Source organism: Duganella lactea (genome assembly GCF_009857505.1).
GTDB lineage: Bacteria > Pseudomonadota > Gammaproteobacteria > Burkholderiales > Burkholderiaceae_D > Rugamonas > Rugamonas lactea.
Map to the genome: position 1 here is coordinate 165,212 of NZ_WWCP01000004.1, position 26,850 is coordinate 192,061.

Genomic DNA, 26,850 nt, shown 5'->3' on the forward strand with positions numbered 1-26,850 from the left:
GCTTAGTCCATCAGCTTGCGAACTGCCGGCAGCATGGCGTCTGCCCAGATCTGGTAGCCCTTGGCGCTCGGATGCAGGAAGTCGCCCATCACCTCCGCCGATATGTCGCCATTCGGCTGCAGGAAGAACAGACCATAATCCTGATAGAACACATGTTGGCCGTCGTTCAGGCCCGCCACCATGCGGTTCAACTCCACCACTTTGACGCGCTGCGGGCTATGCGTGAACTGGCCATACGGCAGCACCGCGTTCAGCAGGATGCGCGCCTCCGGATAGATCTTGCGCAGTTGCTCCACCACCGCCTTGACGCCTTTGTAGGCCTGCTCCGGCGTCGCATCGCAGAAGCCGAAGTTGTTAACGCCAATGGTCAGCACCACCGCCTTGGGATGCAGCTTCTCGGCGTGGCCATTTTGCAGGCGCCACAGCAGATTGCCGGTATGGTCGCCGCCGATGCCGAAATTGGCGGTGCGCCAGCCGCCGAAGGTCCGCTGGAAAATCTCCTGGTTCCACATCTCGGTGATCGAGTCGCCAACGAACAGCAGGTCCACGCCTCCTTTGTCGGCAACGGCGACGTCTTCATCGTAGAACTGCTGCCACTTCACGCGCGACATCCATGGATAGTCCTTCTGGCGCGGCGCCGGCGTCAGGCTGCAAGCGCCGCCGTCCAGCTTTTCAACTGCCGGCGCATCCACCGCCAGAACCGGAGCACAGGCCGCCGCCAGCAGCACCGATATCATCAACTTACGCATCAACTTACGCATCATCTTACTTATCCTTTGGTTTTCAGACGCAGCAACAACACACTATGCGGCGCTACTTTGGCATCCAGCTTTGCGCTGGTGTCGCCGGACTTGCCGCCCCAGATGTCGTGCCAGGCATAGGTGGCCTTCTTGAAGTCGACCTCACGCTTGCTCACCTCGTCGCTGACAAAATGCGCCTTCCAGTCGTAGTTGGTCGACACCACCTGCTCGCCGCGATTGAGCACCATCACAGCCCACTCGTTGTTCGCCAGCGGCTTGGCCCAGTATTCCAGCCGACCGTCATCGAAGAACTTCCAGGCTTGAATGCCCGCCTTGTCCTGATTGATGGCGATGACGTCCTTGTTACTCAGGATGCGGAGTGTGGATTCAGGCATCTTGCGCAGGTCATTGCCCAGAATGAGCGGTGACGCCATCATCGCCCAGATCGAGAAGTGCGCGCGGTCCTCGTCGGCCGTCATGCCCATGCCGACTTCCAGCATGTCCATGTCGTTCCAGTGACCAGGGCCGGCATATTTGCGCAAGCCGGCCTGGCGGTCGAGGATGCGCAACACGCCCAGGCGCGAGAAGGCGTCGTGATTCAACTCGCAGTTCCAGCATGGGTAGATATCGGCGCTGGTGCGCCACGAATGGCCAACGTCCTTGGCCCATTCCCACGGCTTGTTCTCGCCCCATTCGCACATGCTGAACAACATCGGCCGGCCGGCGGCTCGGATGGCGTCGCGCATGGTGGTGTACGCGCCTTGCGCGCTGAGGCCCTTGGTGTCGCACCAGTCGTACTTGACGTAGTCGATACCCCACTCCGCGTAGGTCTTGGCGTCCTGGTACTCGTGGCCACGGCTGCCCGGTTTTCCGCCGCAGGTGGTGGCGCCGGCGTCCGAGTAGATGCCCAGCTTGAGGCCCTTGCCGTGCACATAATCGGCCAGCGCTTTCATGCCCGATGGGAAGCGCTCGGGATCGGGATGAATGAAGCCATCCTTGTCACGCTTGCCGTGCCAGCAATCGTCGATGTTGACGTACTGATAGCCGGCATCCTTGAGACCCAGCCTGACGATGGTGTCCGCCGTGTCGCGGATCAGCTTTTCATTGATGTCGCAGGCGAACGAATTCCAGCTGTTCCAGCCCATCTGCGGCGCGTCGGCCAGCCCATCGAATTTCTGGGCGTGGAGGTTAACGCTGACGAGCAGCGTCAGTAAAAGGAACAGGCGCTTCATCGTTTGATCCCCTGCAGTTTGTCGGCGTATTCCTTGATCAGCAGCAGCGAGCTGACATCGGAGTCGAACACCGAGTAAAGGCCCTGCTCTTCCTGCGGCGGATCGCCAACGAAGTCATTGCCCGGCTTCCACCAGTAATCGGCGTTGGCCGCGCGACCCATGCCGCCCCATGCCCAGAAATTGAAACCGGCGATCGGATCGCCTTTCTGCGCGCGGGTGGTGACGATGTCGAATACTTCACGGTAGAAGCGGTCGCGGATCTTGGTGGTGGCCTTGATGCTGAACGAAGGGCCGTCACGGTCCAGTCCAAATTCTTCCAGCACGATAGGCTTGCCCAGTTTCTTGGCAAGATCGATGTGCGAGTTCAGATAGTCGCGGCTCTTGCCGATGGCGTTATCCCAGCTGCCGGTCGGGTTATTGGAATCGAACCAGCCCCAGTTCTTCGGCCACAGGTGGTAGGTCAGGTAGTCGACATTGCTGCTGCGGTGGGCGTCGAGGAACAGCTGCACATCCTGCGCGGAGCCTGCCAGGCCTTCGCTACCGGTACTGACCATGTGGTTCTTGTCGAGGCTATGAATATAGCCCGCCGTCTCGTCGATCCACTTGACGTAGACCGCCTTCTCTTCCGGCGTCGCCTTGCCGTTGCCCGGACGCGGCTCGTTGGCCAACTGCCAGGACAGGATATGCGTGTCGTCGGAATACGGCTTGCCGGTGATGGTGTTGACGCGCTTGACGATCCTGGCGATCACGTTGCGGTACTCGGCCTGCGCGGCGGCGTTGCGGTAGAAGCCCGCGGTCTTCTGCATGTAGGTGTCGTAGTCCTTGGTCACGTTCGGGTCCAGCGCCGGCGTGCCTTCAAACCAGTTCAGATACTGCGTCATGCCGCCCGACCACTGCCAGAAATTATTCAGATAGATCACCACGGTCATGTCGCGCTTGGCCACTTCCGCCATCAGGAAGTCCAGGCCGGCCAACAGGTTCTCGTCGTACTGCCCTGGCGCGCTGGTGGTGGCCGGGCTGACGGCGCTCTTCATGTCGGTCTTCTCGGAGACAGCCAGCACGCGCAGATTGTTGATGCCGATGGCCTTCATGTTATCCAGCTCTTTCAGCAGGCGCGCGCGGTCGCCCACGCCGCTGGGCGCGCCCAGATAGCCGCCGTACCAGAAGTTGGCGCCGGCGATGTAGTAGGCCTGTCCCTTGCGCGAAAAGTGGGTTTTTTTGACGGTGACGAAATCGCCCTTTGCGGCCGGCGCGGCTTCGACCACGCAACAGGCGCCGATCATCATCGCGGCGGCGCACAATTTGTACAGTTGTTTCAAGTCTCGCTCCTCTGTTTATGAATGGTTTTTATATTGTTGATAAAAACACAGTTGGCACCAACCGGTCAAATAACAAACGAATTTGGGTCGCAGTTTAGCCCTATTCACTAAACGGATAGCGTTTAGTAAATTACGCTAAACTCAAAGGCTAACTTGATGTCGCGGTTGACCGTCCGTAGACGTTAATGCAAGACTTCCATCACAGCGAGGAGACATCAGAACAATGGATAACAACGTCACGATCAGGGACATCGCACAAGCCGCCGGCGTATCGGCGGGCACGATCTCGCGCGCGTTGAAAAATGAACCCGGCCTGACCGAGGCCACCCGCCAGATGGTGCTGGAAACCGCGCGCAATCTGGGCTACGACTTTTGCAAGCTGCGCCCGAAGCGCCTGCGTCGCCTGACCTTCCTGCTGCACCGTCAGCACAACACTGCCGCCAGCAGCCCGTTTTACTCGCCGGTGCTGCACGGCGCGGAGGAAGCCTGCCGCAAACAGGGCATCGTGCTGTCGTTCATGGCGGTGGGTCCGGCCGATGGGCTGATCGACCAGATTCGCATGCACGCGCCGGACGGCATTGTGTGCGCCGGCTTCTTTGAACCGGAAACCCTGAGCGCCCTGCGCTCGACCGGCAAGCAGTTGGTACTGATCGACATGCAGCTGCGCGGTTACAGCTCGGTCAATCCTGACAATATGATGGGTGGCTATCTGGCGACCCGGCACTTGATCGACACCGGCCGCTCCCGCGTGGGCTTCATCTCCGGCCCGCTGGGGCACTACTCGATCCGCGAGCGCGCGCGCGGCTACCGGCAGGCCTTGTTCGAGGAAGGCATCCTGGCCGATCCGCGCATGGAAGCCTATCTGCCGGATGGCGTGGATCTGGAAACCGGCGCCTGGGAGGCAACCGAGCAGTTGCTGTCGCTGCCGCATCCGCCGGACGCGCTGTTCTGCTACAACGACAGCGCCGCGCTGGTCGCCATGCGCTGCTGCCTGGCCAAGGGGCTGAAGGTGCCGCACGATGTGGCCATCGTCGGCTTCGACGATATCTCGACCGCCGTGCTGGGACACCGCCCACTGACCACGCTACGCATCGATAAGAAAGCGCTGGGCGCGTTGGGCGTGGAAATGCTGCTCAACGGCCAGCAGGAAGCACCGATGGAAAAGATCTCGCCGGTGGAATTAATTGTACGCGCCAGCACCGTCACAGAGGGCTGGCGGCCCAAGAACCTCGTGAACTTCAAACGAACCTGATACCTGATACCTGATACCTGATACCTGATAATGGCCCCTGATTTCCGATCCCCCGCCACACTGCTGAACCACATCCGCCACACCAAGCAATACTACGACGCCCGCTGCGTCGACCCGAGTGGCGGCCTGTATCACTTCTACAAGGACGACGGCGCCATCTACGATGCGCACACCCGTCACCTGGTGAGCAGCACGCGCTTCGTCTTTAACTATGCGATGGCCTGGCGGCAGTTCGGCGACGTGGCGGATCGCCAGCGCCTGCGTCACGCGCTGGCGTTCCTGCGCGATGCGCACCGCGATCCCGCCACCGGCGGCTACGCGTGGCAACTGGATTGGAACAACGGCCAGCGCCGCGTCACCGACGGCACCAATCACTGCTACGGCCTGGCCTTCGTACTGCTGGCCTACAGCCACGCGCTGATGGCCGGCGAAACGCAGGCGGCGCCGTGGATTGCCGAGACGTTTGAACTGATGGAAAAGCGCTTCTGGGAACCGCAACATGGCCTGTATGCCGACGAGGCCAGCGCCGACTGGTCGCGCCTTGACAACTATCGCGGCCAGAACGCCAACATGCACGCCTGCGAGGCGTTGATCGCAGCCTTCGAGGCGACCGGCGAACGCGCCTACCTGCTGCGCGCTGAAACGCTGGCGCACAACATCACCATCCGTCAGGCGGCGCTGGCCGACAACATGGTGTGGGAACACTATCATGACGACTGGTCGGTGGACACGGAATACAACCGCAACGACAAGACCAATATCTTCCGTCCATGGGGCTATCAGCCAGGCCATCTGACCGAGTGGGCCAAGCTGTTGCTGCTGCTGGAGCGCCATGCCGCGCACCTGTCACTGAATCCGGACTGGCTGCTGCCGCGCGCGGTGGCGCTGTTCGACGCGGCGCTGGCCAAGGCCTGGGACCATGAACACGGCGGCATCTACTACGGCTTTGCGCCGGACGGCAGCATTTGCGACGACATCAAATACTTCTGGGTGCAGGCCGAGAGCCTGGCCACCGCCGCCCTGCTGGCGGCGCGCACCGGCGAGGCGCGCTACTGGACCTGGTACGACAAGATCTGGGCCTACAGCTGGGAGCATTTCGTCGATCACCAATACGGCGCCTGGTATCGCGTCCTCGCGCCTGACAACAGCAAGATGACCGACGAGAAAAGCCCGGCCGGCAAGGTGGACTATCACACCATGGGCGCCTGCTATGAAGTGCTGAACGTATTGAAGAAGGACTGAGATGTTTCCATTATTTGTGGCGGCGGGCGAAGCCTTGACCGATATGGTGGTGCAGGACGGCACACGGCAGCACTGGCGCAGCCTCACCGGCGGCTCGACCTGGAATGTGGCGCGCGCGATGGCGAAGCTGGAGGTGCCGACCGCGTTCGCGGGCGCCATCAGCCAGGATGTCTTCGGTGACGCGCTGTGGCAGGCCAGCGAGGAGGCGCGGCTGGACCTGCGCTTCCTGCAGCGATATCAGAAGTCGCCGCTGCTGGCCATCGTGCACCGCACCGATCCGCCGGCCTACTTCTTCGTTGGCGACGATGCGGCGGACCTGCATTTCGACGCGTCGCTGCTGCCCGAGGGCTGGCGCAAGCATGTCAAATGGGTGCACTTCGGCGGCATCAGCCTGGCGCGCGAGCCGCTGGCCGGCAAGCTGCTGGCGCTGGCCGGGCAACTGAAGCAGGAAGGTGTGCGCATCAGCTATGACCCTAACTACCGGCTGCTGATGGATGAACGCTACGACGCCACGCTGCGCCGCATGACGGCGCTCGCCGATGTGATCAAGGTGTCGGAGGAGGATCTTGCGGGCCTGTTCCGCACCGGCGATATCGCCACCGCATTCGACACGCTGCGCAGCTGGAATCCCAATGCGGCCTACTTGTACACCAAGGGAGGCGACGGCGCATCGCTGTACATCGGCGACGAAAGCTGGTCGCAACCGGCGCCACGCATCGCGGTGGTGGATACGGTCGGCGCGGGCGACGCCAGCATCGCCGCGCTGGCATGGAGCATGATGCACCGCGCCGACGCGACGCCATTGCAGCACCTGCGCTTCTCGGTGGCCGCCGGCGCAGCCGCCTGCCTGGGCGCCGGCGCTTCGCCGCCGTCGTTGCAGGATATCGACAAGCTTACACATCGGTAATCGGCGAGTCATCGCCTTGTCACATAGAGCCAATACGATAGCGGGCTTCTTCGTCCACCATCGTCAGGCTCTTCATGTCTTTACCGTTTGCTCCCTCCCGTTTGCAACTGGCGCTTGCCGCCGCTGGCCTGTGCGCCCTTCACCTCTCCGCCATGGCGGAGGATGTCGGCGACGCGCTGTCCACGGTGGAAGTCAAGGCCACCGTCGAAAAGAAAAAGCTCGGCGACAGCGTCAGCAGCGGTGCACTGGGCCGCAAGTCGGAACTGGATACGCCGTTCTCCACCAAGGCCGTCTCCAGCGATGAAATCGAAGACCGTCTGGCGACCAGCATTTCCGAGGTGCTGAAGTACGACGCCTCGGTGACGGCGATTTCGCCGCCCATCTCCACCCACCCCGCAACGATCCAGATGCGCGGCCTGCGCCTGGATGACCTGAACGGCTACAAGGTCAACGGCCTGGCCAATATCAACCGCGGCACAGAGATGCCGCTGGAGATGTTCGAGAGCGTCGAGGCGCTGAAAGGCCTGACCGGCTATATGTACGGTTTCGGCTCGCCGGGCGGCATCGTCAACTACGTCAGCAAGCGCCCCACCACCGACAAGAGCTTCAGCGCGGCGCTGGGCTATCAGGAAGGCGGCGCGGTCAAGGAGCATATCGACATGGGCGGCCGGCTCGGCGAGGAAGGCGATTTCGGCTACCGTCTGAACCTGCTGCACGAGGATGGCGACGTGAAGCAGGAAAGCGGTTCGGTCAACCGCAACGCGGCCGGCCTGAATCTGGAATGGCGCATCAATAAAGACCTGGCGTTGACCTACGATGCCATTTATCAGCGCCGCGCCACTGTCGGCGGCACCGACATCATCATCGCGCCCGCCTACAAAGTGCCGGCGCCGCTCGATGGCGACACCCGTCTCAATAGCGTTGGCGCCGGCAGCGATGTGGAGTACACGCTGGCCACCACCGGCATCGAATACCGCTTCGCGCCGGAATGGACGGCCAACGCGTCGTACCGCACCTCCGACTCCACCCGCGTGTACAAGAAAGACCAGTACTACCTCACCAGCAACGCCGGCGACTACCGGGATCGCGTGACCTCCGAGCTGCACGCCTACCACTTCGACCAGGTGCAGGCCACCGTCAACGGCAAGCTTGGCGCGCACGAGGTGGTGATGGGCGTGATGTCGCAGAATCTGGTTTCCACCTCGTCGGTGGTCACGCCCAAGACCAACCTCGGCACCGGCAATCTGTCCGCGCCGAACATCATCAACGCCTGGGGTGTCAATTACAGCGGCGGCACCTACAAGGACGAGACCACGCGCCAGGAAGCGGTGTTCGCCAGCGACACGGTGACCATCAGCGACAACTGGTCGGCGCTGGCCGGCCTTCGCTACACCCAGTTCACCGACCAGGCTTACTCCACCAAGGGCGCGCTGACCGCCAGCTACCCGGCCGACAAAACCACGCCGACCGTGGCGCTGATGTACAAGCCCGCCGCCGACACCACGCTGTACGTCAGCTATGTCGAGGCGCTGGAACAGGCGGCCAATGCGCCGACGTCCACCGTCAACGCCAACCAGACCTTTGCGCCGATCAAGAGCAAGCAGACGGAAGTCGGCGTGAAGACGGAGCGTAGCTGGTGGAACGCCACCGCGTCGCTGTTCCGCATCGAGCGCGGCGCGCAGTACACCAATGCAGCCAACGTCTACGTGATGGATGGCGAAACGCGCTACCAAGGCATGGAGTTCAACACCGTGGTGCAAGCGGCGAAGAATCTGTCGATCGAGGGCGGCATCATGCTGCTGGATGCGAAGCTGGAAGACGCCGCGCCAGGCTACAGCGGCAAGCATGCGGTTGGAGCACCGCGCCGCCAGGCATCGGTGCAGGCGACGTGGCGTGAGGTGCTGCCAGGTCTGGCGCTGCACGTCGGCTCGCAGTATCTGGGCGACCTGCCGATGGATGCGGCCAACGTCAATACGCTGCCGTCCTACGCGCTGTTCGACGCCGGCTTCAACTACCGTCACCGCTACTTCGGCAAGATGATCAGCGTGCGCGCGAATATCTCGAATCTGTCCAACCGCAAGTACTGGACCTACTATCAGGAGAATTATCTGAACCTCGGCGCGCCGCGTACGGCCAGCGTCAATGTTCGGGTAGACTTCTAAATCATGAAACCATTCCGTCTGGCGGCCGGCGCCGCGCTATTCTTGTCGCTGTCGCATGCCTATGCGCATGGCGAGCAGTTTTATCAAACCAAGACACCGTATGCGCCGCAGCAGGATAGCGCCAGCTACGAGGCGCCGCCGGCAGGCTATCAACCGGTGTTCACGCAAATGCTGGCCCGTCACGGCTCGCGTGGGCTGAGCAGCTTCAAGACGGAACTGGCGCTGTACAACCTGTGGCTGGCGGCGAAGCAGCAAGATGCGCTGTCGCCGCTGGCCGGCCAGCTCGGCCCCGATCTCGAAGAGATGATGAAGGCGAACGCGCTGCTGGGCTATAACGTGCCCGGCATCGCCAAGCCGGGATACGGCAACGAGACGGTGCAAGGCGCCGAGGAACACACCGGCCTGGCGCAGCGGCTTTACGCGCGCCTGCCGGCGCTGTTCCAAGCGCCAGACGCTGGCGCGCGCCGCATCGTGGTGCTCAGCTCCGGCCGCGACCGGGCGGCCGACAGCGCCTACTTCTTCAGCCGCGCGCTGGTGGTCAAGCAGCCCAACCTGGCGCCGCTGATCGATTCCGGCATGGACCGCGCCACGCTGTATTTCCACAAGCTGAACACCCGTCAGGACGGCCAGGTGCCGGAAGCCACCCTCGCCTACCAGCGCTGGGTGGAGAGCGATGAGCTGCTGGCGCGCGAAACCGCCATCCATCAGAGCCCGCGCCTGCAAGCCGCCGCCTTGACCACGTTGACGGCGCTGTTCAAGCCCGCCTTTATCGCCACGCTGAGCACCACCGGCTTCGCCAGCACCGGCAGCCGCACTTACACCAGCGCGGACGGCAAGTTCACCACCACGCTCACCGGCGACGACCAGACAAGAATCAGCGGCGCCACCGACGCCGCGCTTGCGCTGTACGACATGTACGCCACCGCCGCCGACATGCGCCACGAGTTGAAGGCCGATTTTGACAAGTACCTGCGGCCGCACGAAGCCCGCATCTACGCCGAAACCGAAGACGCCATCGCCTTCTACGAAAAAGGCCCCGGCATCACCGAAAACGGCGACGTCACCTGGCGCATGGCCGCGCCGCTGCTGGCCGACTTCTTCAACGAGGCCGACGCCATCGACCTGGGCAAGCGCGAGCACCTGGCCAAGCTGCGCTTCGCCCACGCCGAAATCGTCATGCCGCTGGCCAGCGCGCTCGGGCTGGGCAAGCAACTGCCGCGCGCAACGACCTACAGTTACCAAAATAGCAGCTGGCGCGGCCAGCAGATCGCGCCGATGGCCGCCAACATCCAGTGGGATCTGTACCAGAACGCCGCCAGCCGCACCTTGGTCCGCATGCTGTACAACGAACGCGAAACCGCCTTCAAGCCGGCTTGCGACCACGCCCGCATCGCGGCGGCGAGCCATTTTTATGATTACCGGCAATTGAAAGCTTGCTATAAGCAAAACAAAGATTAGCAAATCACCCATACCAAAAGGCATTTCTGGCGCGTTAGCAACAATTAATACGAATCAGCACTCACATCAAGATTCATGCGGATGATAAACTTGGGAGGTCATTAGACAACCAAGAGAGGTATTCCCATGAACCAGATGTCGAGACGCCAGTTCCTTCGGGTGACTGGCGCGACCATCGCGGGTTCGAGCATTGCGCTCCTCGGCTTTGCGCCGGCGACGGCCCTGGCCGAAGTCCGGCAGTACAAGCTGGCGCGCAGTACCGAAACCCGCAACACTTGCCCCTACTGCTCCGTCGGTTGCGGCATTTTGATGTACGGCCTGGGCGACGGCGCCAAAAACGCCACGTCCAGCATCATCCACATTGAAGGCGACGCCGACCACCCGGTCAATCGCGGCACGCTGTGCCCGAAAGGCGCCTCGCTGATCGACTTCATCCACTCGCCCAACCGCTTGCTGGCGCCGCAGTACCGCGCCCCCGGCGCGACGGACTGGAGCCCGATCTCGTGGGATGACGCGCTGAACCGCATCGCCAAGCTGATGAAAGAGGACCGTGACGCCAACTTCATCGAAAAAACCGAAGACGGCAAAACCGTCAACCGCTGGACCACCACCGGCATGCTGTGCGCCTCGGCGGCCAGCAACGAAGTCGGCTACTTAACCCATAAAACGATGCGTGCCACCGGCATGCTCCCATTCGACAACCAAGCACGTGTTTGACACGGTCCAACGGTGGCAGGTCTTGCCTCGACATTTGGACGTGGTGCGATGACGAATCACTGGGTAGACATCAAGAACGCTGATGTTATCCTGGTCATGGGCGGCAACGCAGCAGAAGCACACCCTTGCGGGTTTAAATGGGTCACGGAAGCCAAGGCGCATCGCGGCGCCAAGCTGATCGTGGTCGATCCACGCTTTACCCGAACGGCCTCGGTGGCGGACCATTACGTCCCTACCCGCACCGGCGCGGATATCGTGTTCCTGGGCGGTATCATCAACTACCTGCTCACCAACGACAAAATTCAGCACGAGTACGTCCGCAACTACACGGACATGCCGTTCATCGTCCGCGAAGATTTCGCCTTCAACGACGGCCTGTATTCGGGCTGGGACGACGCCAAGAACAAGTACACCGACAAGAGCAGCTGGAACTACGAGATGGGCGACGATGGCTATGCCAAGATCGACCCGACGCTCCAGCACCCGCGCTGCGTGTACCAGCTGATGAAGAAGCACTACGCGCGCTACACGCCGGAGATGGTGGAAAAAGCCTGCGGCGTGCCGCCGGAGAAATTCCATCTGGTGGCGGAAGCGCTGGCCTCGACCGCTGTGCCGGGCCGTGCCGCGACCATCCTGTACGCGCTGGGCTGGACCCAGCACTCGACCGGCGCGGAAACGCTGCGCACCGGCGCCATGGTGCAGCTACTGCTGGGCAATATGGGGATCGCCGGCGGCGGCATGAACGCGCTGCGCGGCCACTCCAACATCCAGGGTCTGACCGACCTGGGTCTGCTGACCAATATGCTGCCGGGCTATCTGAGCCTGCCAGGCGAGGCCGAGCAGGATTGGGACGCCTATGTGGCCAAGCGGGCGCTGAAGCCACTGCGTCCGAATCAGCTGAGCTACTACAGCAACTCGAAGAAATTCCTGGTGTCGTTCATGAAGTCGTGGTGGGGCGACCACGCGACCGAAGAAAACAACTGGGCCTTCGACTATCTGCCGAAGCTGGATAAACCTTACGACATGATGCAGGCTTTCGAGCTGATGAATCAGGGTAAGATGACCGGCTACATCTGCCAGGGCTTCAACATTCTGGCCTCCGGCCCGGACAAGCAGAAGATCACCGACAGCCTGTCCAAGCTGAAGTGGCTGGTCATCATGGACCCGCTGCAGACCGAAACGTCGGAGTTCTGGAAACCGCACGGCGACTTCCACAAGGTCGATCCGACGGCGATCCAGACCGAGGTGTTCAGCCTGCCGACCTCGTGCTTCGCGGAAGAACGCGGCTCGCTGGTGTCGTCCTCGCGCGTGCTGCAATGGCACTGGCAAGGCGCCGAGCCGCCGGGCCAGGCGAAGAGCGATCTGGAAATCATGTCGGCGCTGTTCCTGCGCCTGAAAACCGCGTACCAGAAGGATGGCGGCAAGTTCCCAGATCCGATCCTGAACCTGACCTGGAACTACGCCCAGCCGCATTCGCCGCAGCCGGAAGAGATCGCGATGGAATTCAACGGTAAAGCGCTGAAGGAAATCACCGATCCGAAAGATCCGACCAAGGTCATTCTGAAGAAGAATGAGCAACTGGCCGGCTTCGCCCAGCTCAAGGACGACGGCAGCACCGCCTGCGGTTGCTGGATCTTCGCCGGTTCGTGGACCGCGCAGGGCAACCAGATGGGCCGCCGCGACAACAGCGACCCGACCGGCATCGGCAATACGCTGAACTGGGCCTGGGCCTGGCCGGCCAACCGCCGCGTGCTGTACAACCGCGCCTCGTGCGACCCGAAAGGCAAGCCGTGGGACCCGACCCGCAAGCTGATCGCGTGGAACGGCAGCAACTGGGGCGGCGCCGACGTGCCGGACTTCAAGGCGGACGAACCGCCGGAAAACGGCATGGGTCCCTTCATCATGCTGGCCGAGGGCGTGGCACGCTTCTTCTCGCGTGACGCGATGGCCGAAGGACCGTTCCCGGAACACTACGAGCCGTTCGAATCGCCGATCGGGCACAACCCGATGCACCCGAACAACCCCAAGGCCTTCAACAACCCGGCCGGCAGGATGTTCCCGAACGACCGCAAGAAACTAGGCAAGAAGGACGAGTTCCCGCATGCGGCGACCAGCTACCGCCTGACGGAGCACTTCCACTACTGGACCAAGCACGCGCGGCTGAACTCCATTATCCAGCCGGAGCAATTCGTCGAAATCGGCGAGGCGCTGGCCAAGGAAGTGGGCGTGGCGCATGGCGATCGGGTGAAGGTATCGTCCAAGCGCGGCTACATCATCGCCAAAGCGGTGGTGACCAAGCGTATCAAGCAATTGACCATTGACGGCAAACCGATGCATCACGTCGGCCTGCCGATCAACTTCGGCTTCAAGGGGCTCACCAAACCGGGCTACCTGGTTAACACGCTGACGCCAACGGTTGGCGACGGCAATTCACAGACACCGGAATCGAAATCGTTCCTGGTGAAAGTGGAAAAAGCTTAACGCCGGAGGAGATAAAACATGTCATTACAATCACTTGATATCAAGCGCATGTCGGCGACGACGGTGCAGACGCCGGTGGCTCGCACCCCGGTGACCGGCACTGTCGCCAAGCTGATCGACGTCTCCAAATGCATCGGCTGCAAGGCTTGCCAAACGGCCTGCATGGAGTGGAACGATCTGCGCGACGAGGTGGGTGAAACCACCGGCGTCTACGACAACCCGATCGACATGACGGCGCAATCCTGGACCGTCATGCGCTTCTCGGAATACGAGAACACCAAGGGCGACCTCGAATGGCTGATCCGCAAGGACGGCTGCATGCACTGCGAAGATCCGGGCTGTCTGAAAGCCTGTCCTTCGCCGGGCGCGATCGTGCAGTACACCAACGGCATTGTGGATTTCCATCAGGAGAACTGCATTGGCTGCGGCTACTGCGTGGCCGGCTGCCCGTTCGACGTGCCGCGCATCTCCAAGCAGGACAACCGCGCCTACAAGTGCACCCTGTGCTCGGACCGCGTGGCGGTCGGCCAGGAGCCGGCCTGCGTGAAGACCTGCCCGACCGGCGCCATCGTCTTCGGCACCAAGGAGGACATGAAGCACCACGCCGAGGAACGCATCGAGGACCTGAAGTCGCGCGGCTTCGCGCAAGCGGGCCTGTACGACCCGGCCGGCGTGGGCGGCACGCACGTCATGTACGTGCTGCACCACGCCGACCAGCCAACGCTGTACCACGGTCTGAAAAAAGATCCGCACATCAGCGCCACGGTCGGCCTGTGGAAGGGCCTGACCAAGCCGCTGGCCCTGGCCGGCATGGCGGTGACGGCGCTGGCGGGCTGGTTCCACTACTCGCGCGTGGGTCCTAACGAGGTGTCGAAGGAAGAAGAAGCCGAAGCGGTCGCCGAGGCCAAACGTATCAGGGAGGAAGCAAAATGAGCTCGCCCAACCATGATAAAGACGGCAATCCGCTGATTCAGCGTTACACGGCCAACGACCGTAGCAACCACTGGATCACGGCGATCTGCTTCATCCTGCTGGCTGTCTCCGGCCTCGCCATGTTCCACCCGGCGACGTCGTGGATGGCGGTGTTCCTTGGCGGCGGCCAGTGGACGCGCATCCTGCATCCGTTCATCGGGCTGGTGATGTTCGTGTCGTTCTTCGTGCTGGTGCTGCGCTTCTGGCACCACAACAAGTTCGAACCGGGCGACAAGGAATGGCTGCAACAGCCGCAGGATGTGCTCAACAACCGTGAAGAGAATCTGCCACCGGTTGGCCAGTACAACGCCGGCCAGAAGATCCTGTTCTACGTGTTGATCCTGTCGATGCTTGGCCTGCTGTTGTCGGGCATCGTGATCTGGCGCGCCTACTTCGCGTTCTACTTCCCGATCGAGATCGTGCGCCTCGGCGCGCTGCTGCATGCGTTCTGCGCGACGGTGCTGATCATGTCGATCATCGTGCATATCTATGCGGCGCTCTGGGTCAAGGGTTCGATCAGCGCCATGGTGCGCGGCACGGTCACCTACGGGTGGGCGCGCAAGCACCATCCGCGCTGGTTCGAGGAAGTGATCCGCAAAGGCCGCACCAAGCTTGACTAAGCTGCGGTGATCCCGATTTGGGATTAAAATACTCCCTGAGCCGGCGGCGTTTCCGCTGCCGGCAACACGGGAGATTTTTTTTGGTACAACGCTTGCTAGAACCTGGCGAAATCGAGGCCCTCGATCACACCGCCATACCACGCCTGCTGCTCCCGGAAGCACGCAGTCTGTTCACCGCGCGCGCCGCGCGTCTGCGCCAGTTGGCGGATAATCAAATCAAGGGCATCCCGGTCGGCGAGACCATGAGCGGCTATCTGAAAATGATGGCGGCGCTGGTCGACGCGCAGGCCGCCGTGATCCGCTCGCCGCCGGCGGAGACTTTCGCCTTGCCAGACGCCGCCAGCATCCAGCTGGCGATCGACCATCACATGCCGCCGCTGCCGGTCAGCGGCCAGCGCCCCGCCACCTGGCGCCGCGTGTTCGACGCGATCCTGAATGAACTGGACCCGCTTGCGGCAAGCCAGCCACAATTGGCGGCCGTGCTGACGGAACTGCGCTCGCTCGACAGCGCGCAACTGGAAGGCTGCGCCGATGCGGTGCTGGCCGAACTGACGGAAGGCGTGCATCCGCTGCATGCACCGTTTGTTGCCGCGGCTTTGCAAGTCATGTGGACCATGCGCGCCAGCCAGTTGGACGCACCGAAAGTACAACCGCTGGTAACCAATACTTTGTGCCCGGTGTGTGGCGCCCATCCGGTGGCGAGCGTGATCCGCATCGGCGGACAAGCGCAGGGCTATCGCTATCTGCACTGCGCCTGCTGCGCCAGCGAATGGCACATGGTGCGCGTGAAGTGCTCGTGCTGCGAGAGCACGTCGAAGATCGCCTACCAGAGCATCGAACCGGAAGGCGGCATGCCGGCGCCGACGGAACCGGTCAACAAGGCCAACGATCCAAGCAAGGTGGCGCGCGCGGAAACCTGTGACGACTGTCATACCTACCGCAAGATCTTCAATCAGGAGCACGACCTGTTTGTCGAACCCCTGGCCGACGACCTGGCCAGCCTGGCGCTGGACCTGCTGGTCGGTGAAGCCGGCTACTCGCGCGCCAGCGGCAACCCTCTGCTGTGGTTTAACGCCGAATGAGTGGATCGCCCGTCACCGCAGCGGCGGCGGCGGCAGGCGCGATCCGCCTGCCTGCCGTCCATCTGGTCCTGTCCGATGCTGGCTGCGAGCCGCTGATCGCGCGGTATGGCCGGATGCAGACGCTGGAAGCCGCCCGTGCGCTGCTGGCCGAACTGCGCGCCATGCTGCTGGCCGCCCGCGAAGGCGGCGACGTGGCAGCCGCCACGCCGGCCCCGGACACCAGCATCCCGGCGCTGCTGACGATGCTATCTGCCCGCCTGCAAGAACAAAACGCCTCGCCGCTGCGGCCGGTCTTCAACCTGACCGGCACCGTCCTGCACACCAACCTTGGCCGCGCCCTGCTCCCGGACGCCGCCGTGCAAGCAGTGGTGGACTCGATGCGCTGGCCGATGAACCTTGAATGGGACATCGACACCGGCAAACGCGGCGACCGCGATAACCTGATCGAAGAACTGCTGCTGGAACTGACCGGGGCCGAAGCCGCCACCATCGTCAACAACAACGCCGCCGCCGTGCTGCTGATGCTGAACACCGTGGCGCTGAACCAAGAGGTGATCGTCTCGCGCGGGGAGTTGGTGGAAATCGGCGGCGCCTTCCGCATTCCGGACGTGATGACCCGCGCCGGCGCGGTCCTGCGCGAAGTGGGCGCCACCAACCGCACCCACCTCAAAGACTACGACCAAGCCACAGGCCCGAACACCGCGCTGATGATGAAGGTCCACACCAGCAACTACGCCATCACCGGTTTCACCAAGAGCATCGAGCTCGATGAACTGGCGCCGCTGGCGAAGCAGCACAACATCCCGCTGGCGGTGGACCTGGGCAGCGGCACGCTGGTCGATCTTGAGCAATACGGCCTGCCGCACGAAACCACGGTGCGCGAAACCATCGAAGGCGGCGCCGACCTGGTCACCTTCAGCGGCGACAAGCTGCTGGGCGGCCCGCAATGCGGCATCATCGTCGGCCGCAAGGACCTGATCGCGCAAATCAAAAAGAACCCGCTGAAGCGTGCCCTGCGCGTCGGCAAACTGACGCTGGCCGCACTGGAGCCGGTGCTCGCGCTGTATCGCGCACCCGACCTGCTGCCAGAGCGTCTGACCACCCTCAAGCTGCTGACCCGCCCCGCCGCCGACATGCGCGCGCAGGCGCAAGCCATACTGCCGCTGTTGCAAGCGGCGCTGGGCGCCGGCTACACCGTCACCGATGACGCCATGACCAGCCAGATCGGCAGCGGCGCCCTGCCGGTCGATCAACTGCCCAGCCACGGGCTGGTGATCCGCCCCGCCGCCGCTGGCCGCATCAGCAATGCGCTGGGCGTGCTGGAACAGCGTCTGCGCGCGCTGCCGCTGCCGGTGATCGGCCGCGTGGCGCAGGACGCGCTGTGGCTCGACCTGCGCTGCCTGCAGGACTATCAGCAGCAGCGCTTCATCGACCAACTGGCGCTGCTCCCAGCATGATCGTCGGTACCGCGGGCCACATCGACCATGGCAAGACCACGCTGACGCGCGCCCTCACCGGCGTCGATACCGATCGGCTGAAGGAAGAGAAAGCGCGCGGCATCTCGATTGAACTCGGCTACGCCTACACGCCGCTGGGCGACGATGTGCTTGGCGTGATCGATGTGCCGGGCCACGAGAAGTTCATCCGCACCATGGCGGCCGGCGTCACCGGCATCGATGTCGCGCTGCTGGTGATCGCCGCCGACGACGGCATCATGCCGCAGACGCTGGAGCATCTGGCCATTTTGCGCCTGCTGGGTGTGCGGCGAGGCGTGGTGGCGATGACCAAGATCGACCGCGCCGACGACGCCCGCATGGCGCAGCTGGAGCAGGACATCGCGGCGCTGCTGGCGCCCACCGATTTCGCCGGCGCGCCGGTGTTCCGCACCAACGCCACCGAGGAAGGCGATGCCGGCGTCAAGGCGCTGCTGCATCACCTGTCGCAGATCGCCGCGACGCTGCCTGCCAGCGATGAACGGCGCCTGTTCCGTCTTGGCGTGGACCGTGTGTTCACGCTGTCGGGACAAGGCACCATCGTCACCGGCACCGCGCTGGCCGGCAGCGTGCGTGTGGGCGACACGCTGCAACTGGCGCCCGGCGGCCAACAGGTGCGCGTGCGCAGCATCCACGCGCAGAACCGCGCCGCCGAGGTGGGACGCGCCGGCCAGCGTCTGGCGCTGAATCTGAGCGGCGCCGCCAAGGACGATATCGCACGCGGCACGTGGGTGGTGGCGCCGGCGCTGGGCGAATGCTCGGAACGCGTTGACGTGCAACTGACACTGACGCCGGACTGCGGCCTGACGCTGAAGCCATGGTCGCCGGTGCACGTACACCTGGGCGCGGCGCACCACACCGCCAATGTGGTGATGCTCGATGATGACGTGCTGGCGCCGGGCCGCACTGGACGCGTACAACTGGTGCTGGACGCGCCGGTGCACGCGGTGCCGGGCGACCGCTTCGTGATCCGCAACGCGCAGGCCACCGCCACCATCGGCGGCGGCGTGGTGCTCGATCCCTTCGGGCCGGCGCGCAAGCGGCGCAGCGCGGCGCGCATCGCGTGGCTGGATGCGCTGGCCGATTTCATCGCCAACGGCGACATGGCGGCGCTGCTGGCGCGCGGGCCGCTGGGCTTGCGCGCATCGACGCTGGTGCGCCTGTCGCAACTGCCGGCGGCGCAGATCAAGACCCCGCCCGGCACGCTGGAAGTAACGCTGCAAGGCGTCGACACGTTGCTGATCGCGGCCGCCGAGGTGCGGGCGCTGGAGGCGCGCATCCTGGCGGCGCTGGCCGAATTCCACACGCGCGCGCCGGACGACGCGGGGCCGGAGCTGTGGCGTCTCAAGCGCATCGTCTCGCCGGAGATGGAGGACCGACTGTGGAGCCGTTTGATCGACACGCTGCTGCGCGATGGCGCGATCAGGCAGCGCGGCCGCAGCCTGCACCTGCCGGAGCACAGCGTCGAGTTGAGCGCCGAGGAACAGGCCATGGCGGCGCCTCTGATGGCGTCGTTGCTGGCCGGCGGCTTCGATCCGCCCTGGGTGCGCGACCTGATGCGCGAGCACCAGATGCCGGAGGCCGAGGTGCGCCGCCTGCTGCTCAAGCTGTCCAAAACCGGAGAGTTGAGCCAGGTGGTGAAGGATTTGTTCTATCATCCGCAGCGGCTGGACGAACTGGCGCGGCTGGTGGCCACGCTGCCCGAGGTGCAGGCGGCGGCGTTCCGCGACGCCGCCGGTCTCGGACGCAAGCGGGCGGTGCAGATTCTGGAGTTCTTCGACCGGGTCGGCTATACTCGCCGCATTGGCAACATCCACCTGATACGCCCGAACGCCGTCTGGGCTTACAGCGCGTAGCACGCAACGGAAGGCATACTCATCCGGTGATGGGGCCGGGCTTCAAACCCGGTGGGGGGCGTCAGCCGCTCCCTCGTAAGTTCGACTCCTACTGCCTTCCGCCACCGCAACCAGCGCCGCCTCGGACAAATCCAGCGGTACCAAAAACTCTTCCCGCAGGATCTCGCCGGGGTGAATTTCCTGAAGAGCGGTCTTCATGTAGACCTCCTGGTGATCATCAACTATCTCAACACTGTCAGCCCAGCTCCCGTCCAACGAAAACAAATGCGCCATTGGCTGTTAATCCGGATGCTGTGCTGCCCTACGCGTCTGCCAGGCAGGACCTCAAGGTGATTGCCGGGCGCTATGCGCAAATCATCCAAACTCGTGGCCAAGTGCAGCAACAACAGCTTTCGCCTCGCGGTCCGCTCGATATTTTTGAAGCGCGGCACCGGCAAGCTGAAAAATAGACGCTCGGCATCCCTGCTGGCAAAGGAACGTATCATGATCGAAGTATCCTATCTGCTGGCGGTTTTCACACGAATCCCGACGATAGGACGGCTCAGCAGCGGATGCGTTGATGTTACTTAATCGTGTTGACGACCATGTCGATCGCCACGTCGAAGTCGGCAGGGGTTTCTTGTAGCAAGGACCACAGACGGTTGTGCTCGGCGCCTTGCACGATGTGCAGTTGGCGCGATGCGGCGCGGGTGGCGGCGCCGAACAGGCGGTCGGAGATTTCCAGCGGAATCACGGCGTCGTGCTCGGCATGGATGACCAGTAGCCGCCCCTCGAAGCGCGACAGGATATCCCAGGCGTCGCTGTCCACCCAGCTGCGCTCGCGCCGTATCACCGCCGAGAACTCCGGTCCGAACGGCACGCCGTAAGCCGATGGCGTGTAGACGCCGGGCACGATCAACACCAGCGCGTCAACCTTGTGCTGTTCGGTCAGCCGGATGGCGTTGTACGCCCCCATGCTGGCGCCGACCACCACCAGCGGCCCGCTCAGCGGACTGGCCGCCAGCACCGCCTGCGCCTGCCGTGTACGGCTGGCGACCGACGATTGCGCCAGCGTGCCGCCCGTCTCGCCATGGCCGATGGCGTCGAAGCAAACGCTGCCCAATCCACGCTGCCGCAACGCCGCGCGCACCAGATGATGACCACGACGCGTGCTGCCGCCGGCGCCATGCAGGTAAAGGATGCGGTTGCTATCGCGACCAAGGTAATGGTCCGCCTTCAGGGTGTGGCCCTCGAAGGGCACGTCGAAATCGGAGATGGAAGTCATGCCTTTAGCCTACCTCAGCGGCGTAACTAAGTAAATAAAAGTCAATCTTGGCAGAGCTATTTACCCCCTATTTCGCGGCATCTTCGTGCATCTGACGCACACGATAGGGTTTTCCACAAGGCGCACACTTTCCAAATCGGTGTTAAAATTTCCCTATAACAATACCTATTGTAAATTAAATAACAATATTCAGCACATCTGACTATCGAGGAATAAAATGAATCTAGCTAATTTGAAAGTGGGTAATCGCCTGGCCATCGGCTTTGGCGCCTGCCTGCTGTTATTGCTGGTGATCGCGGTCGGCAGCTCGCTGACCCTGCGCAGCATTACCGAAGACACCGACAACCTGCTGGAACAGCAGTTGCAGACCGAACGCCTGGTGACCGAATGGCACGGCAGCATCCAGAGCAACGTCCAGCGCGCCCAGGCCGCCGCGCGCCTGGTTAACCCCGAAGACCGCAAGTACTTCGACGACGGCCTGGCAAGCGCGATCAAACGCAACGGCGAAGTGCAGAGACTGCTGAACGAACGTCTGGTCGACCCACGCGCCAAAGAGTTGTATGCCCAGGCACTGGCCAATCGCGACCTCTACCAGGCAGCCCGCAAGAGCGTGCTGGAAGCGCGCGACAGCGGCAACGTCGAACTGACCACCCAGCGCATCCGCGACCTGTTCGTGCCCGCCTGCGACCGCTATCTGGCCAGCATCGCCGCCGTCGCCAACCGCCAGCGCGAAGCCATCGATGAAATCGGTAAAACCGTGCACGACCGCAGTGTGCAAGGCATTACGCTGTCGGCCACGCTGGCGCTGGTATCGATCCTCGTCGCCGTCTTGCTGAGCTGGCTGATCACCCGTTCGGTGCTCAAGCAACTGGGCGGCGAGCCAAGCTATGCCGCCGGCATCACCGACCGCATCGCGGCCGGCGACCTGACCGTGCGCGTGGACCTGGCGGCCAATGACAACTCCAGCCTGCTCTACAGCATCGCCGCCATGCGCGACCGCCTGGCCTCGATCGTCGGCGAAGTGCGCGGCACGACCGAAGCGGTCGCCACCGCCTCGGATGAAATCGCCAGCGGCAATATGGACCTGTCGTCGCGCACCGAGCAGCAGGCCGGTTCGCTGGAAGAAACCGCCTCGTCGATGGAAGAACTGACCTCGACCGTGAAGCAGAACACCGACTATGCGCGCCAGGCCAACAAGCTGGCGGCGACCGCCTCGGACGTGGCCGTGCGCGGCGGTGGCGTGGTGGCGGAAGTGGTGACCACGATGGAATCGATCAGCACCTCGTCCAAGCGGGTGGTGGACATTATCGGCGTCATCGACGGCATCGCCTTCCAGACCAACATCCTGGCGCTGAACGCGGCGGTGGAAGCGGCCCGCGCCGGCGAACAAGGCCGCGGCTTCGCGGTGGTGGCGTCGGAAGTGCGCAACCTGGCGCAACGCTCGGCCAGCGCCGCCAAGGACATCAAGGAACTGATCAGCGACTCGGTGGAAAAAATCGAAAGCGGCGCCGCCCTGGTCGATCAGGCCGGCGACACGATGACCGAGATCGTCAACAGCGTGCGCAGCGTCAGCCAGATCATGGAACAGATCGCCACCGCCAGCCAGGAGCAGGAAGCCGGCATCGAGCAGATCAACCAGGCCATCGGCGAGATGGACGGCGTAACGCAGCAGAACGCCGCGCTGGTCGAGCAAGCGGCGGCGGCGGCGGAATCGCTGCAAGGCCAGTCGACCCATCTGGCGCAACTGGTCAGCGTGTTCAAGCTGGAGGGCGTCATGGGCCGCGCGCCAGCGGCGGCACGCGCGACGCAATCGCCATTGCGTGTTCCCGCCCTGCCACAACTGCGCAGCAACCTGGCGAGCTAAGCGCCATCGGGGCGGCCAACGCGCCGCCTCGCTCCCCTGCGCTGACGGTACAATGAGACCATCATTTATCAGGGGAAAACTTTCAATGTACAAGACCGCTCTGCAAGCCGCCGCCATCGGCATGGCGTTCGTCTCCCTTTCCGCATCGGCCGCCATGTCGGCGGCGTCGGTGCAGTCCGCCGACAAGCTGTATCAAGCCAATTGCGCCGTCTGCCACGGGACCAAGATGGAGGGTGCGGTCGGTCCGACGCTCGGCCAGCACGCCTGGATACACGGCGAGCCGACCAAGGCCAACCTGATCAAGATCATCAGCACAGGCGTACCGGACAAGAATATGCCGGCGTGGTCGCCGGCCCTAAGTTCCACGCAGATCGCGCTGCTGGCGGATTACATCGCGGCCAACGCCAACAAGAAGCTGGCGGCAACGCCGACTGCGGCGCCCGCCGTCAAGCCGGGTGCCGATCTGCTGAGCGGCTTCACGCTGCCGAAAGGCTTCCGCATCAGCGTCTACGCGGAAGGCGCGGCCACGGCGCGCAGCATGGCGGTGTCCGACAGCGGCATCGTCTACGTCGGTTCGCGCAAGGCCGGCAAGGTGTACGCGCTGGTGCCACGCGCGGACCAGCAGACAGCCGACGTGGTGACCATCGCCGAAGGCCTGGAAAATCCGATCGGCGTAACACTGCTGAACGGCGCGTTGTACGTCGGCGAAATCGGCCGCGTGATCCGCTTCGACAATATCGACAAGCGCTATGCGCAGAAGCCGTCGTATGCGGTGGTCAAAGTCAGCCTGCCTGACGACAAATGGCACGGCGAAAAAGTGATCAAGGCCAGCCCGGACGGCAAGCTGTACATCCCGGTGGGCGCGCCGTGCAATGTGTGCGACACCGACGATACCCGCAGCGCCAAGATCTATCGCATGAACGCCGATGGCAGCCAGCTGGAGGAAGTGGCGCGCGGCGTGCGCAACACCGTGGGCTTCGCTTTCCATCCGACCACCAAACAGCTGTGGTTCACCGACAATGGCCGCGACGAGATGGGCGACAACACGCCATCGTGCGAACTGAACGTGCTGACCAAATTCGGCCAGCACTTTGGCTTCCCGTACTGCCACGGCGGCGTGGTGCCCGATCCGAAATTCGGCCAGGGCCGCAGCTGCGAGGAATTTGTCGAGCCGGTTGCCAAGCTGGGGCCGCATGTCGCGCCACTGGGCCTGAGCTTCTACACCGGCAAGCAATTCCCTGAAGCCTACCGCAACAACATCTTCGTCGCCGAACACGGCTCGTGGAACCGCTCGACCAAGATCGGTTACAACGTGCGCCTGATCACGCTGTACGGCAACAAGATGGTCAGCGACACCAGCTTCATCGAAGGCTTCCTGCGCGGCGATGAAGTGGTCGGCCGCCCGGTCGATGTGGTAACGCTGGCCGACGGCTCGCTGCTGGTCTCAGACGACTACGCCGGCCGCATCTTCCGCGTGACTTACGAGGGCAAGTAATCCAGCGCCAGCACTTGCTCAAGGCGCCATGGAAGGGTCTTGGGCAGGTCGTTTAGTCCGGCCTGCAAGATGGCGGCGCTCAGCGCGTCAGCCCAGACTTCCTCGATCCACTCAGTATCGCTCAGCAGATGCTGCAGGCTGGGCATTTTCTTCAGCAGCTTTGCGATCCGTTCACGCTGCTCCCGAATCGTGCGCTTCCAGCTGGCGCCACGACGGTTCAGTTGATACTGCCATTTCAGCAGGTGCGCCACGAGGATCGCCATCCGGTGCGCCAGTTGGTGGCGGTGGCTGATGTTCATGTCCCCGATTTCTTCGGCGATGTGCTCGATGTCGAGCAGCGCCCATTGGCCGGCGCGCAGTAACGCCACCTGCTCGTCCGCCCAGGCCACAACGTCCTCTTCGTAAGCGGTGCTCATCCTCCCTCCTTTAGCATTCAGACCGGAGCGCCGCGCAAAAGTTCAGGACAAAAAAAATCCGCCCGAGGGCGGATTGCAGATCAGTGTGAACTGATTACTGCGCGTTGGCGGCAGCGGCGGTTTCTTCCGCGGCGGCTTTCATCGACAGCTTCAGGCGGCCGCGGTCGTCGGTTTCCAGAACCTTAACACGCACTTGCTGGCCTTCTTTCAGGTAGTCGGCCACGGCGTTGACGCGCTCGTTGGCGATCTGCGAGATGTGCAGCAGGCCGTCTTTGCCCGGCATTACTTGCACGATAGCGCCGAAGTCCAGCAGCTTCAGTACCACGCCGTCGTAGGACTTGCCCACTTCGACCGAGGCGGTCAGCTCTTCGATGCGACGCTTGGCTTCCTGGCCGGCGGCAGCGTCAACGGAAGCGATGGTGACCACGCCTTCGTCGCTGATGTCGATCTGGGTGCCGGTCTCTTCGGTCAGCGCGCGGATCACGGCGCCGCCTTTGCCGATCACGTCACGGATCTTCTCCGGGTTGATCTTGACGGTGATCAGACGTGGTGCGAAGTCCGACAGCTCGGTCTTCACGCTTGGCACGGCCTTCTGCATTTCGCCCAGGATGTGCTCGCGGCCTTCTTTGGCTTGCGCCAGCGCCACTTGCATGATTTCCTTGGTGATGCCCTGGATCTTGATGTCCATCTGCAGCGCGGTGATACCGTTGCGGGTGCCGGCCACTTTGAAGTCCATGTCGCCCAGGTGATCTTCGTCACCCAGAATGTCGGACAGCACGGCGAACTTGCCGCCTTCCTTGATCAGGCCCATGGCGATACCGGCCACGTGCTCTTTCATCGGCACGCCGGCGTCCATCAGCGCCAGGCAGCCGCCGCAGACCGAGGCCATCGACGACGAACCGTTCGATTCGGTGATTTCCGACACCAGACGCACCGAGTAGCTGAACTCGTCCGCCGACGGCAGCGCGGCGATCAGCGCGCGCTTGGCCAGACGGCCGTGGCCGATCTCGCGGCGCTTCGGCGTACCGACGCGGCCGGTTTCGCCGGTGGCGAACGGTGGCATGTTGTAGTGCAGCATGAAGTCATCGGTGTACTCGCCCATCAGCGCGTCGATCTTCTGCGAATCGCGGGCGGTGCCCAGCGTGGCAACAACCAGCGCCTGGGTTTCACCACGGGTGAACAGGGCCGAGCCGTGGGTACGCGGCAGCACCGAGGTGCGGATCGAGATCGGACGCACGGTGCGGGTGTCGCGGCCGTCGATCCGTGGCTCGCCGTCGAGGATCTGCGAACGGACGATCTTCGATTCCATGTCGAACAGGATGTTGCCGACTTCAACCGAGTCAGGCGCGGTGGCGCCGGCGGCGGCGGCTTCAGCGCCCAGGTCGGCGATGATTTGCGCCGAGGCCGCGCGCAGCTTGTCGGTACGGGCTTGCTTGTCGCGGGTCTGGTAGGCTTCGCGCAGCTTGGCTTCGCCGAAGTGGGCGACGCGACTGATCAGCGCTTCGTTCTTGGCCGGCGCGGTCCATACCTGCTCCGGCTTGCCGCCGTCGCGCACCAGGTCGTGGATCGCGTCGATCACGGCCTTCATCTGGGTGTGGCCAAAGACCACGGCGCCCAGCATGATTTCTTCCGACAGCTGCTGCGCTTCCGATTCCACCATCAGCACGGCCGATTCGGTACCGGCAACCACCAGATCCATCTGCGAGGTCTTCAGTTGTTCGACGGTCGGGTTCAGGATGTACTGGCCGTTGGCGTAACCCACGCGGGCGGCGCCGATCGGACCGTTGAACGGCACGCCCGACACGCACAGCGCGGCCGAGGCACCAATCATCGAGGCGATGTCTGGATCGATTTCCGGGTTGACCGACAGCACGTGAATGATGACCTGCACTTCATTCATGTAGCCCTCTGGGAACAGCGGACGGATAGGACGGTCGATCAAGCGGGACGTCAGCGTTTCTTTTTCCGAAGGGCGACCTTCACGTTTGAAGAAACCGCCCGGGATCTTGCCCGCGGCATAGGTTTTCTCGACGTAGTCGACGGTCAGCGGGAAGAAGTCCTGGCCGGGTTTCGCGTCTTTGCGCGCCACCACAGTCGCCAGCACCACGGTGTCTTCAATCGACACCAGCACCGCGCCGGAGGCCTGACGAGCGATCTCGCCAGTTTCCAGCGTGACGGTGTGTTGACCGTACTGGAAGGTTTTCGTAACTTTATTAAACATGGGTAATCCCTTTCTATTTGCCGACAGATTTTCAGGGGCTGTCGTTCACCTCACCAC

At 63.2% G+C, this 26,850-nt stretch carries 21 protein-coding genes and 1 tRNA gene; 15 read left to right on the plus strand and 7 right to left on the minus strand.

Annotation, left to right across the window (positions count from 1 at the left end; translation table 11 throughout):
• Window positions 1-2: 2 nt before the first annotated feature.
• From GTP44_RS06385 to GTP44_RS06395, 3 genes are read right to left on the minus strand one after another with little or no spacing between them, the layout of a single operon-like run.
• Window positions 3-764, minus strand: a complete 762-nt coding sequence (locus GTP44_RS06385; RefSeq protein ID WP_161018761.1) for a GDSL-type esterase/lipase family protein — start codon at window positions 762-764, stop codon at window positions 3-5.
• 5 nt (window positions 765-769) lie between these two features.
• Window positions 770-1,972 (minus strand): glycoside hydrolase family 27 protein, encoded by a 1,203-nt coding sequence (locus tag GTP44_RS06390; protein ID WP_161018762.1) that lies wholly within the window; start codon window positions 1,970-1,972, stop codon window positions 770-772.
• A complete protein-coding gene (locus tag GTP44_RS06395; protein ID WP_229256803.1) occupies window positions 1,969-3,291 on the minus strand; it encodes a glycoside hydrolase 5 family protein in 1,323 nt (440 codons plus the stop codon). Before GTP44_RS06395 ends, GTP44_RS06390 begins: the two co-directional genes overlap by 4 nt.
• Window positions 3,292-3,514: 223 nt before the next feature.
• Here GTP44_RS06395 and GTP44_RS06400 point away from each other — a divergent pair, with 223 nt between their 5' ends.
• The 12 genes from GTP44_RS06400 to GTP44_RS06455 all read left to right on the plus strand — a co-directional run bounded on the left by GTP44_RS06400 (window position 3,515) and on the right by GTP44_RS06455 (window position 19,637).
• A complete protein-coding gene (locus GTP44_RS06400) occupies window positions 3,515-4,543 on the plus strand; it encodes a LacI family DNA-binding transcriptional regulator (protein ID WP_160991447.1) in 1,029 nt (342 codons plus the stop codon).
• Window positions 4,544-4,573: 30 nt separating this feature from the next.
• Window positions 4,574-5,785 carry an AGE family epimerase/isomerase gene (locus tag GTP44_RS06405; RefSeq protein ID WP_161018763.1) on the plus strand — a complete coding sequence of 404 codons (1,212 nt, stop codon included), beginning with the start codon at window positions 4,574-4,576 and terminating at the stop codon, window positions 5,783-5,785.
• A 1-nt stretch (window position 5,786) separates the two neighbouring features.
• Window positions 5,787-6,692 carry a carbohydrate kinase family protein gene (locus tag GTP44_RS06410; RefSeq protein WP_161018764.1) on the plus strand — a complete coding sequence of 302 codons (906 nt, stop codon included), beginning with the start codon at window positions 5,787-5,789 and terminating at the stop codon, window positions 6,690-6,692.
• A gap of 74 nt (window positions 6,693-6,766) precedes the next feature.
• Window positions 6,767-8,854: a TonB-dependent siderophore receptor gene (locus tag GTP44_RS06415; protein ID WP_161018765.1), complete on the plus strand. Its 2,088-nt coding sequence runs from the start codon at window positions 6,767-6,769 to the stop codon at window positions 8,852-8,854.
• A gap of 3 nt (window positions 8,855-8,857) precedes the next feature.
• Window positions 8,858-10,312, plus strand: a complete 1,455-nt coding sequence (locus GTP44_RS06420) for a histidine phosphatase family protein (RefSeq protein WP_161018766.1) — start codon at window positions 8,858-8,860, stop codon at window positions 10,310-10,312.
• Between the two features lie 126 nt (window positions 10,313-10,438).
• The gene (fdnG, locus tag GTP44_RS06425; RefSeq protein WP_160991452.1) at window positions 10,439-13,510 is read left to right on the plus strand and encodes a formate dehydrogenase-N subunit alpha; all 3,072 of its coding nucleotides are present in this window, start codon (window positions 10,439-10,441) and stop codon (window positions 13,508-13,510) included.
• A gap of 18 nt (window positions 13,511-13,528) precedes the next feature.
• Window positions 13,529-14,443, plus strand: coding sequence for a formate dehydrogenase subunit beta (gene fdxH, locus GTP44_RS06430; RefSeq protein ID WP_161018767.1), 915 nt, complete (start codon window positions 13,529-13,531; stop codon window positions 14,441-14,443).
• Window positions 14,440-15,102: a formate dehydrogenase subunit gamma gene (locus tag GTP44_RS06435; protein WP_160991454.1), complete on the plus strand. Its 663-nt coding sequence runs from the start codon at window positions 14,440-14,442 to the stop codon at window positions 15,100-15,102. Before fdxH ends, GTP44_RS06435 begins: the two co-directional genes overlap by 4 nt.
• 80 nt (window positions 15,103-15,182) lie before the next feature.
• Window positions 15,183-16,184, plus strand: coding sequence for a formate dehydrogenase accessory protein FdhE (gene fdhE, locus GTP44_RS06440; protein ID WP_161018768.1), 1,002 nt, complete (start codon window positions 15,183-15,185; stop codon window positions 16,182-16,184).
• Entirely contained in the window at window positions 16,181-17,641 is a 1,461-nt protein-coding gene (selA, locus tag GTP44_RS06445; RefSeq protein ID WP_161018769.1) for an L-seryl-tRNA(Sec) selenium transferase, read from the plus strand. Before fdhE ends, selA begins: the two co-directional genes overlap by 4 nt.
• Entirely contained in the window at window positions 17,638-19,533 is a 1,896-nt protein-coding gene (gene selB, locus GTP44_RS06450) for a selenocysteine-specific translation elongation factor (protein ID WP_161018770.1), read from the plus strand. Before selA ends, selB begins: the two co-directional genes overlap by 4 nt.
• Window positions 19,534-19,541: 8 nt before the next feature.
• Window positions 19,542-19,637, plus strand: a tRNA-Sec gene (locus GTP44_RS06455).
• Between the two features lie 117 nt (window positions 19,638-19,754).
• Here the strand turns inward: GTP44_RS06455 and GTP44_RS06460 are convergent.
• Window positions 19,755-19,964 (minus strand): type II toxin-antitoxin system RelE/ParE family toxin, encoded by a 210-nt coding sequence (locus GTP44_RS06460; protein ID WP_371867159.1) that lies wholly within the window; start codon window positions 19,962-19,964, stop codon window positions 19,755-19,757.
• Between GTP44_RS06460 and GTP44_RS27425 the strand changes: the two genes are divergently transcribed.
• Window positions 19,879-20,103, plus strand: coding sequence for a hypothetical protein (locus GTP44_RS27425; protein WP_229256566.1), 225 nt, complete (start codon window positions 19,879-19,881; stop codon window positions 20,101-20,103). The two genes, GTP44_RS06460 and GTP44_RS27425, sit on opposite strands and share 86 nt — an antisense overlap.
• On the opposite strand, the gene GTP44_RS06465 is transcribed toward GTP44_RS27425, so the two are convergent.
• Window positions 20,096-20,797, minus strand: a complete 702-nt coding sequence (locus GTP44_RS06465; protein WP_161018772.1) for an alpha/beta hydrolase — start codon at window positions 20,795-20,797, stop codon at window positions 20,096-20,098. The genes GTP44_RS27425 and GTP44_RS06465 overlap by 8 nt on opposite strands.
• A 217-nt stretch (window positions 20,798-21,014) precedes the next feature.
• On the opposite strand from GTP44_RS06465, the gene GTP44_RS06470 reads away from it, so the two are divergent.
• Both GTP44_RS06470 and GTP44_RS06475 read left to right on the plus strand, forming a co-directional pair.
• A complete protein-coding gene (locus GTP44_RS06470) occupies window positions 21,015-22,661 on the plus strand; it encodes a methyl-accepting chemotaxis protein (protein ID WP_161018773.1) in 1,647 nt (548 codons plus the stop codon).
• 121 nt (window positions 22,662-22,782) lie between these two features.
• Window positions 22,783-24,156 carry a PQQ-dependent sugar dehydrogenase gene (locus tag GTP44_RS06475; protein ID WP_161018793.1) on the plus strand — a complete coding sequence of 458 codons (1,374 nt, stop codon included), beginning with the start codon at window positions 22,783-22,785 and terminating at the stop codon, window positions 24,154-24,156.
• Here the strand turns inward: GTP44_RS06475 and GTP44_RS06480 are convergent.
• Entirely contained in the window at window positions 24,141-24,572 is a 432-nt protein-coding gene (locus tag GTP44_RS06480) for a DUF29 domain-containing protein (protein WP_161018774.1), read from the minus strand. The two genes, GTP44_RS06475 and GTP44_RS06480, sit on opposite strands and share 16 nt — an antisense overlap.
• Before the next feature lie 94 nt (window positions 24,573-24,666).
• Window positions 24,667-26,793, minus strand: coding sequence for a polyribonucleotide nucleotidyltransferase (pnp, locus tag GTP44_RS06485; protein WP_160991462.1), 2,127 nt, complete (start codon window positions 26,791-26,793; stop codon window positions 24,667-24,669).
• Between the last annotated feature and the right edge of the window lie 57 nt (window positions 26,794-26,850).

What these genes read in the sequence shown, in the direction of transcription:
- GTP44_RS06385 (WP_161018761.1), bottom strand. Translation starts at nt 764, where the DNA reads ATGATGCGTAAGTTGATGCGTAAGTTGATGATATCGGTGCTGCTGGCG.
- GTP44_RS06390 (WP_161018762.1), bottom strand. Translation starts at nt 1,972, where the DNA reads ATGAAGCGCCTGTTCCTTTTACTGACGCTGCTCGTCAGCGTTAACCTC.
- GTP44_RS06400 (WP_160991447.1), top strand. Translation starts at nt 3,515, where the DNA reads ATGGATAACAACGTCACGATCAGGGACATCGCACAAGCCGCCGGCGTA.
- GTP44_RS06405 (WP_161018763.1), top strand. Translation starts at nt 4,574, where the DNA reads ATGGCCCCTGATTTCCGATCCCCCGCCACACTGCTGAACCACATCCGC.
- GTP44_RS06410 (WP_161018764.1), top strand. Translation starts at nt 5,787, where the DNA reads ATGTTTCCATTATTTGTGGCGGCGGGCGAAGCCTTGACCGATATGGTG.
- GTP44_RS06415 (WP_161018765.1), top strand. Translation starts at nt 6,767, where the DNA reads ATGTCTTTACCGTTTGCTCCCTCCCGTTTGCAACTGGCGCTTGCCGCC.
- GTP44_RS06420 (WP_161018766.1), top strand. Translation starts at nt 8,858, where the DNA reads ATGAAACCATTCCGTCTGGCGGCCGGCGCCGCGCTATTCTTGTCGCTG.
- fdxH (WP_161018767.1), top strand. Translation starts at nt 13,529, where the DNA reads ATGTCATTACAATCACTTGATATCAAGCGCATGTCGGCGACGACGGTG.
- GTP44_RS06435 (WP_160991454.1), top strand. Translation starts at nt 14,440, where the DNA reads ATGAGCTCGCCCAACCATGATAAAGACGGCAATCCGCTGATTCAGCGT.
- selA (WP_161018769.1), top strand. Translation starts at nt 16,181, where the DNA reads ATGAGTGGATCGCCCGTCACCGCAGCGGCGGCGGCGGCAGGCGCGATC.
- selB (WP_161018770.1), top strand. Translation starts at nt 17,638, where the DNA reads ATGATCGTCGGTACCGCGGGCCACATCGACCATGGCAAGACCACGCTG.
- GTP44_RS27425 (WP_229256566.1), top strand. Translation starts at nt 19,879, where the DNA reads ATGCGCAAATCATCCAAACTCGTGGCCAAGTGCAGCAACAACAGCTTT.
- GTP44_RS06465 (WP_161018772.1), bottom strand. Translation starts at nt 20,797, where the DNA reads ATGACTTCCATCTCCGATTTCGACGTGCCCTTCGAGGGCCACACCCTG.
- GTP44_RS06470 (WP_161018773.1), top strand. Translation starts at nt 21,015, where the DNA reads ATGAATCTAGCTAATTTGAAAGTGGGTAATCGCCTGGCCATCGGCTTT.
- GTP44_RS06475 (WP_161018793.1), top strand. Translation starts at nt 22,783, where the DNA reads ATGGCGTTCGTCTCCCTTTCCGCATCGGCCGCCATGTCGGCGGCGTCG.
- GTP44_RS06480 (WP_161018774.1), bottom strand. Translation starts at nt 24,572, where the DNA reads ATGAGCACCGCTTACGAAGAGGACGTTGTGGCCTGGGCGGACGAGCAG.
- pnp (WP_160991462.1), bottom strand. Translation starts at nt 26,793, where the DNA reads ATGTTTAATAAAGTTACGAAAACCTTCCAGTACGGTCAACACACCGTC.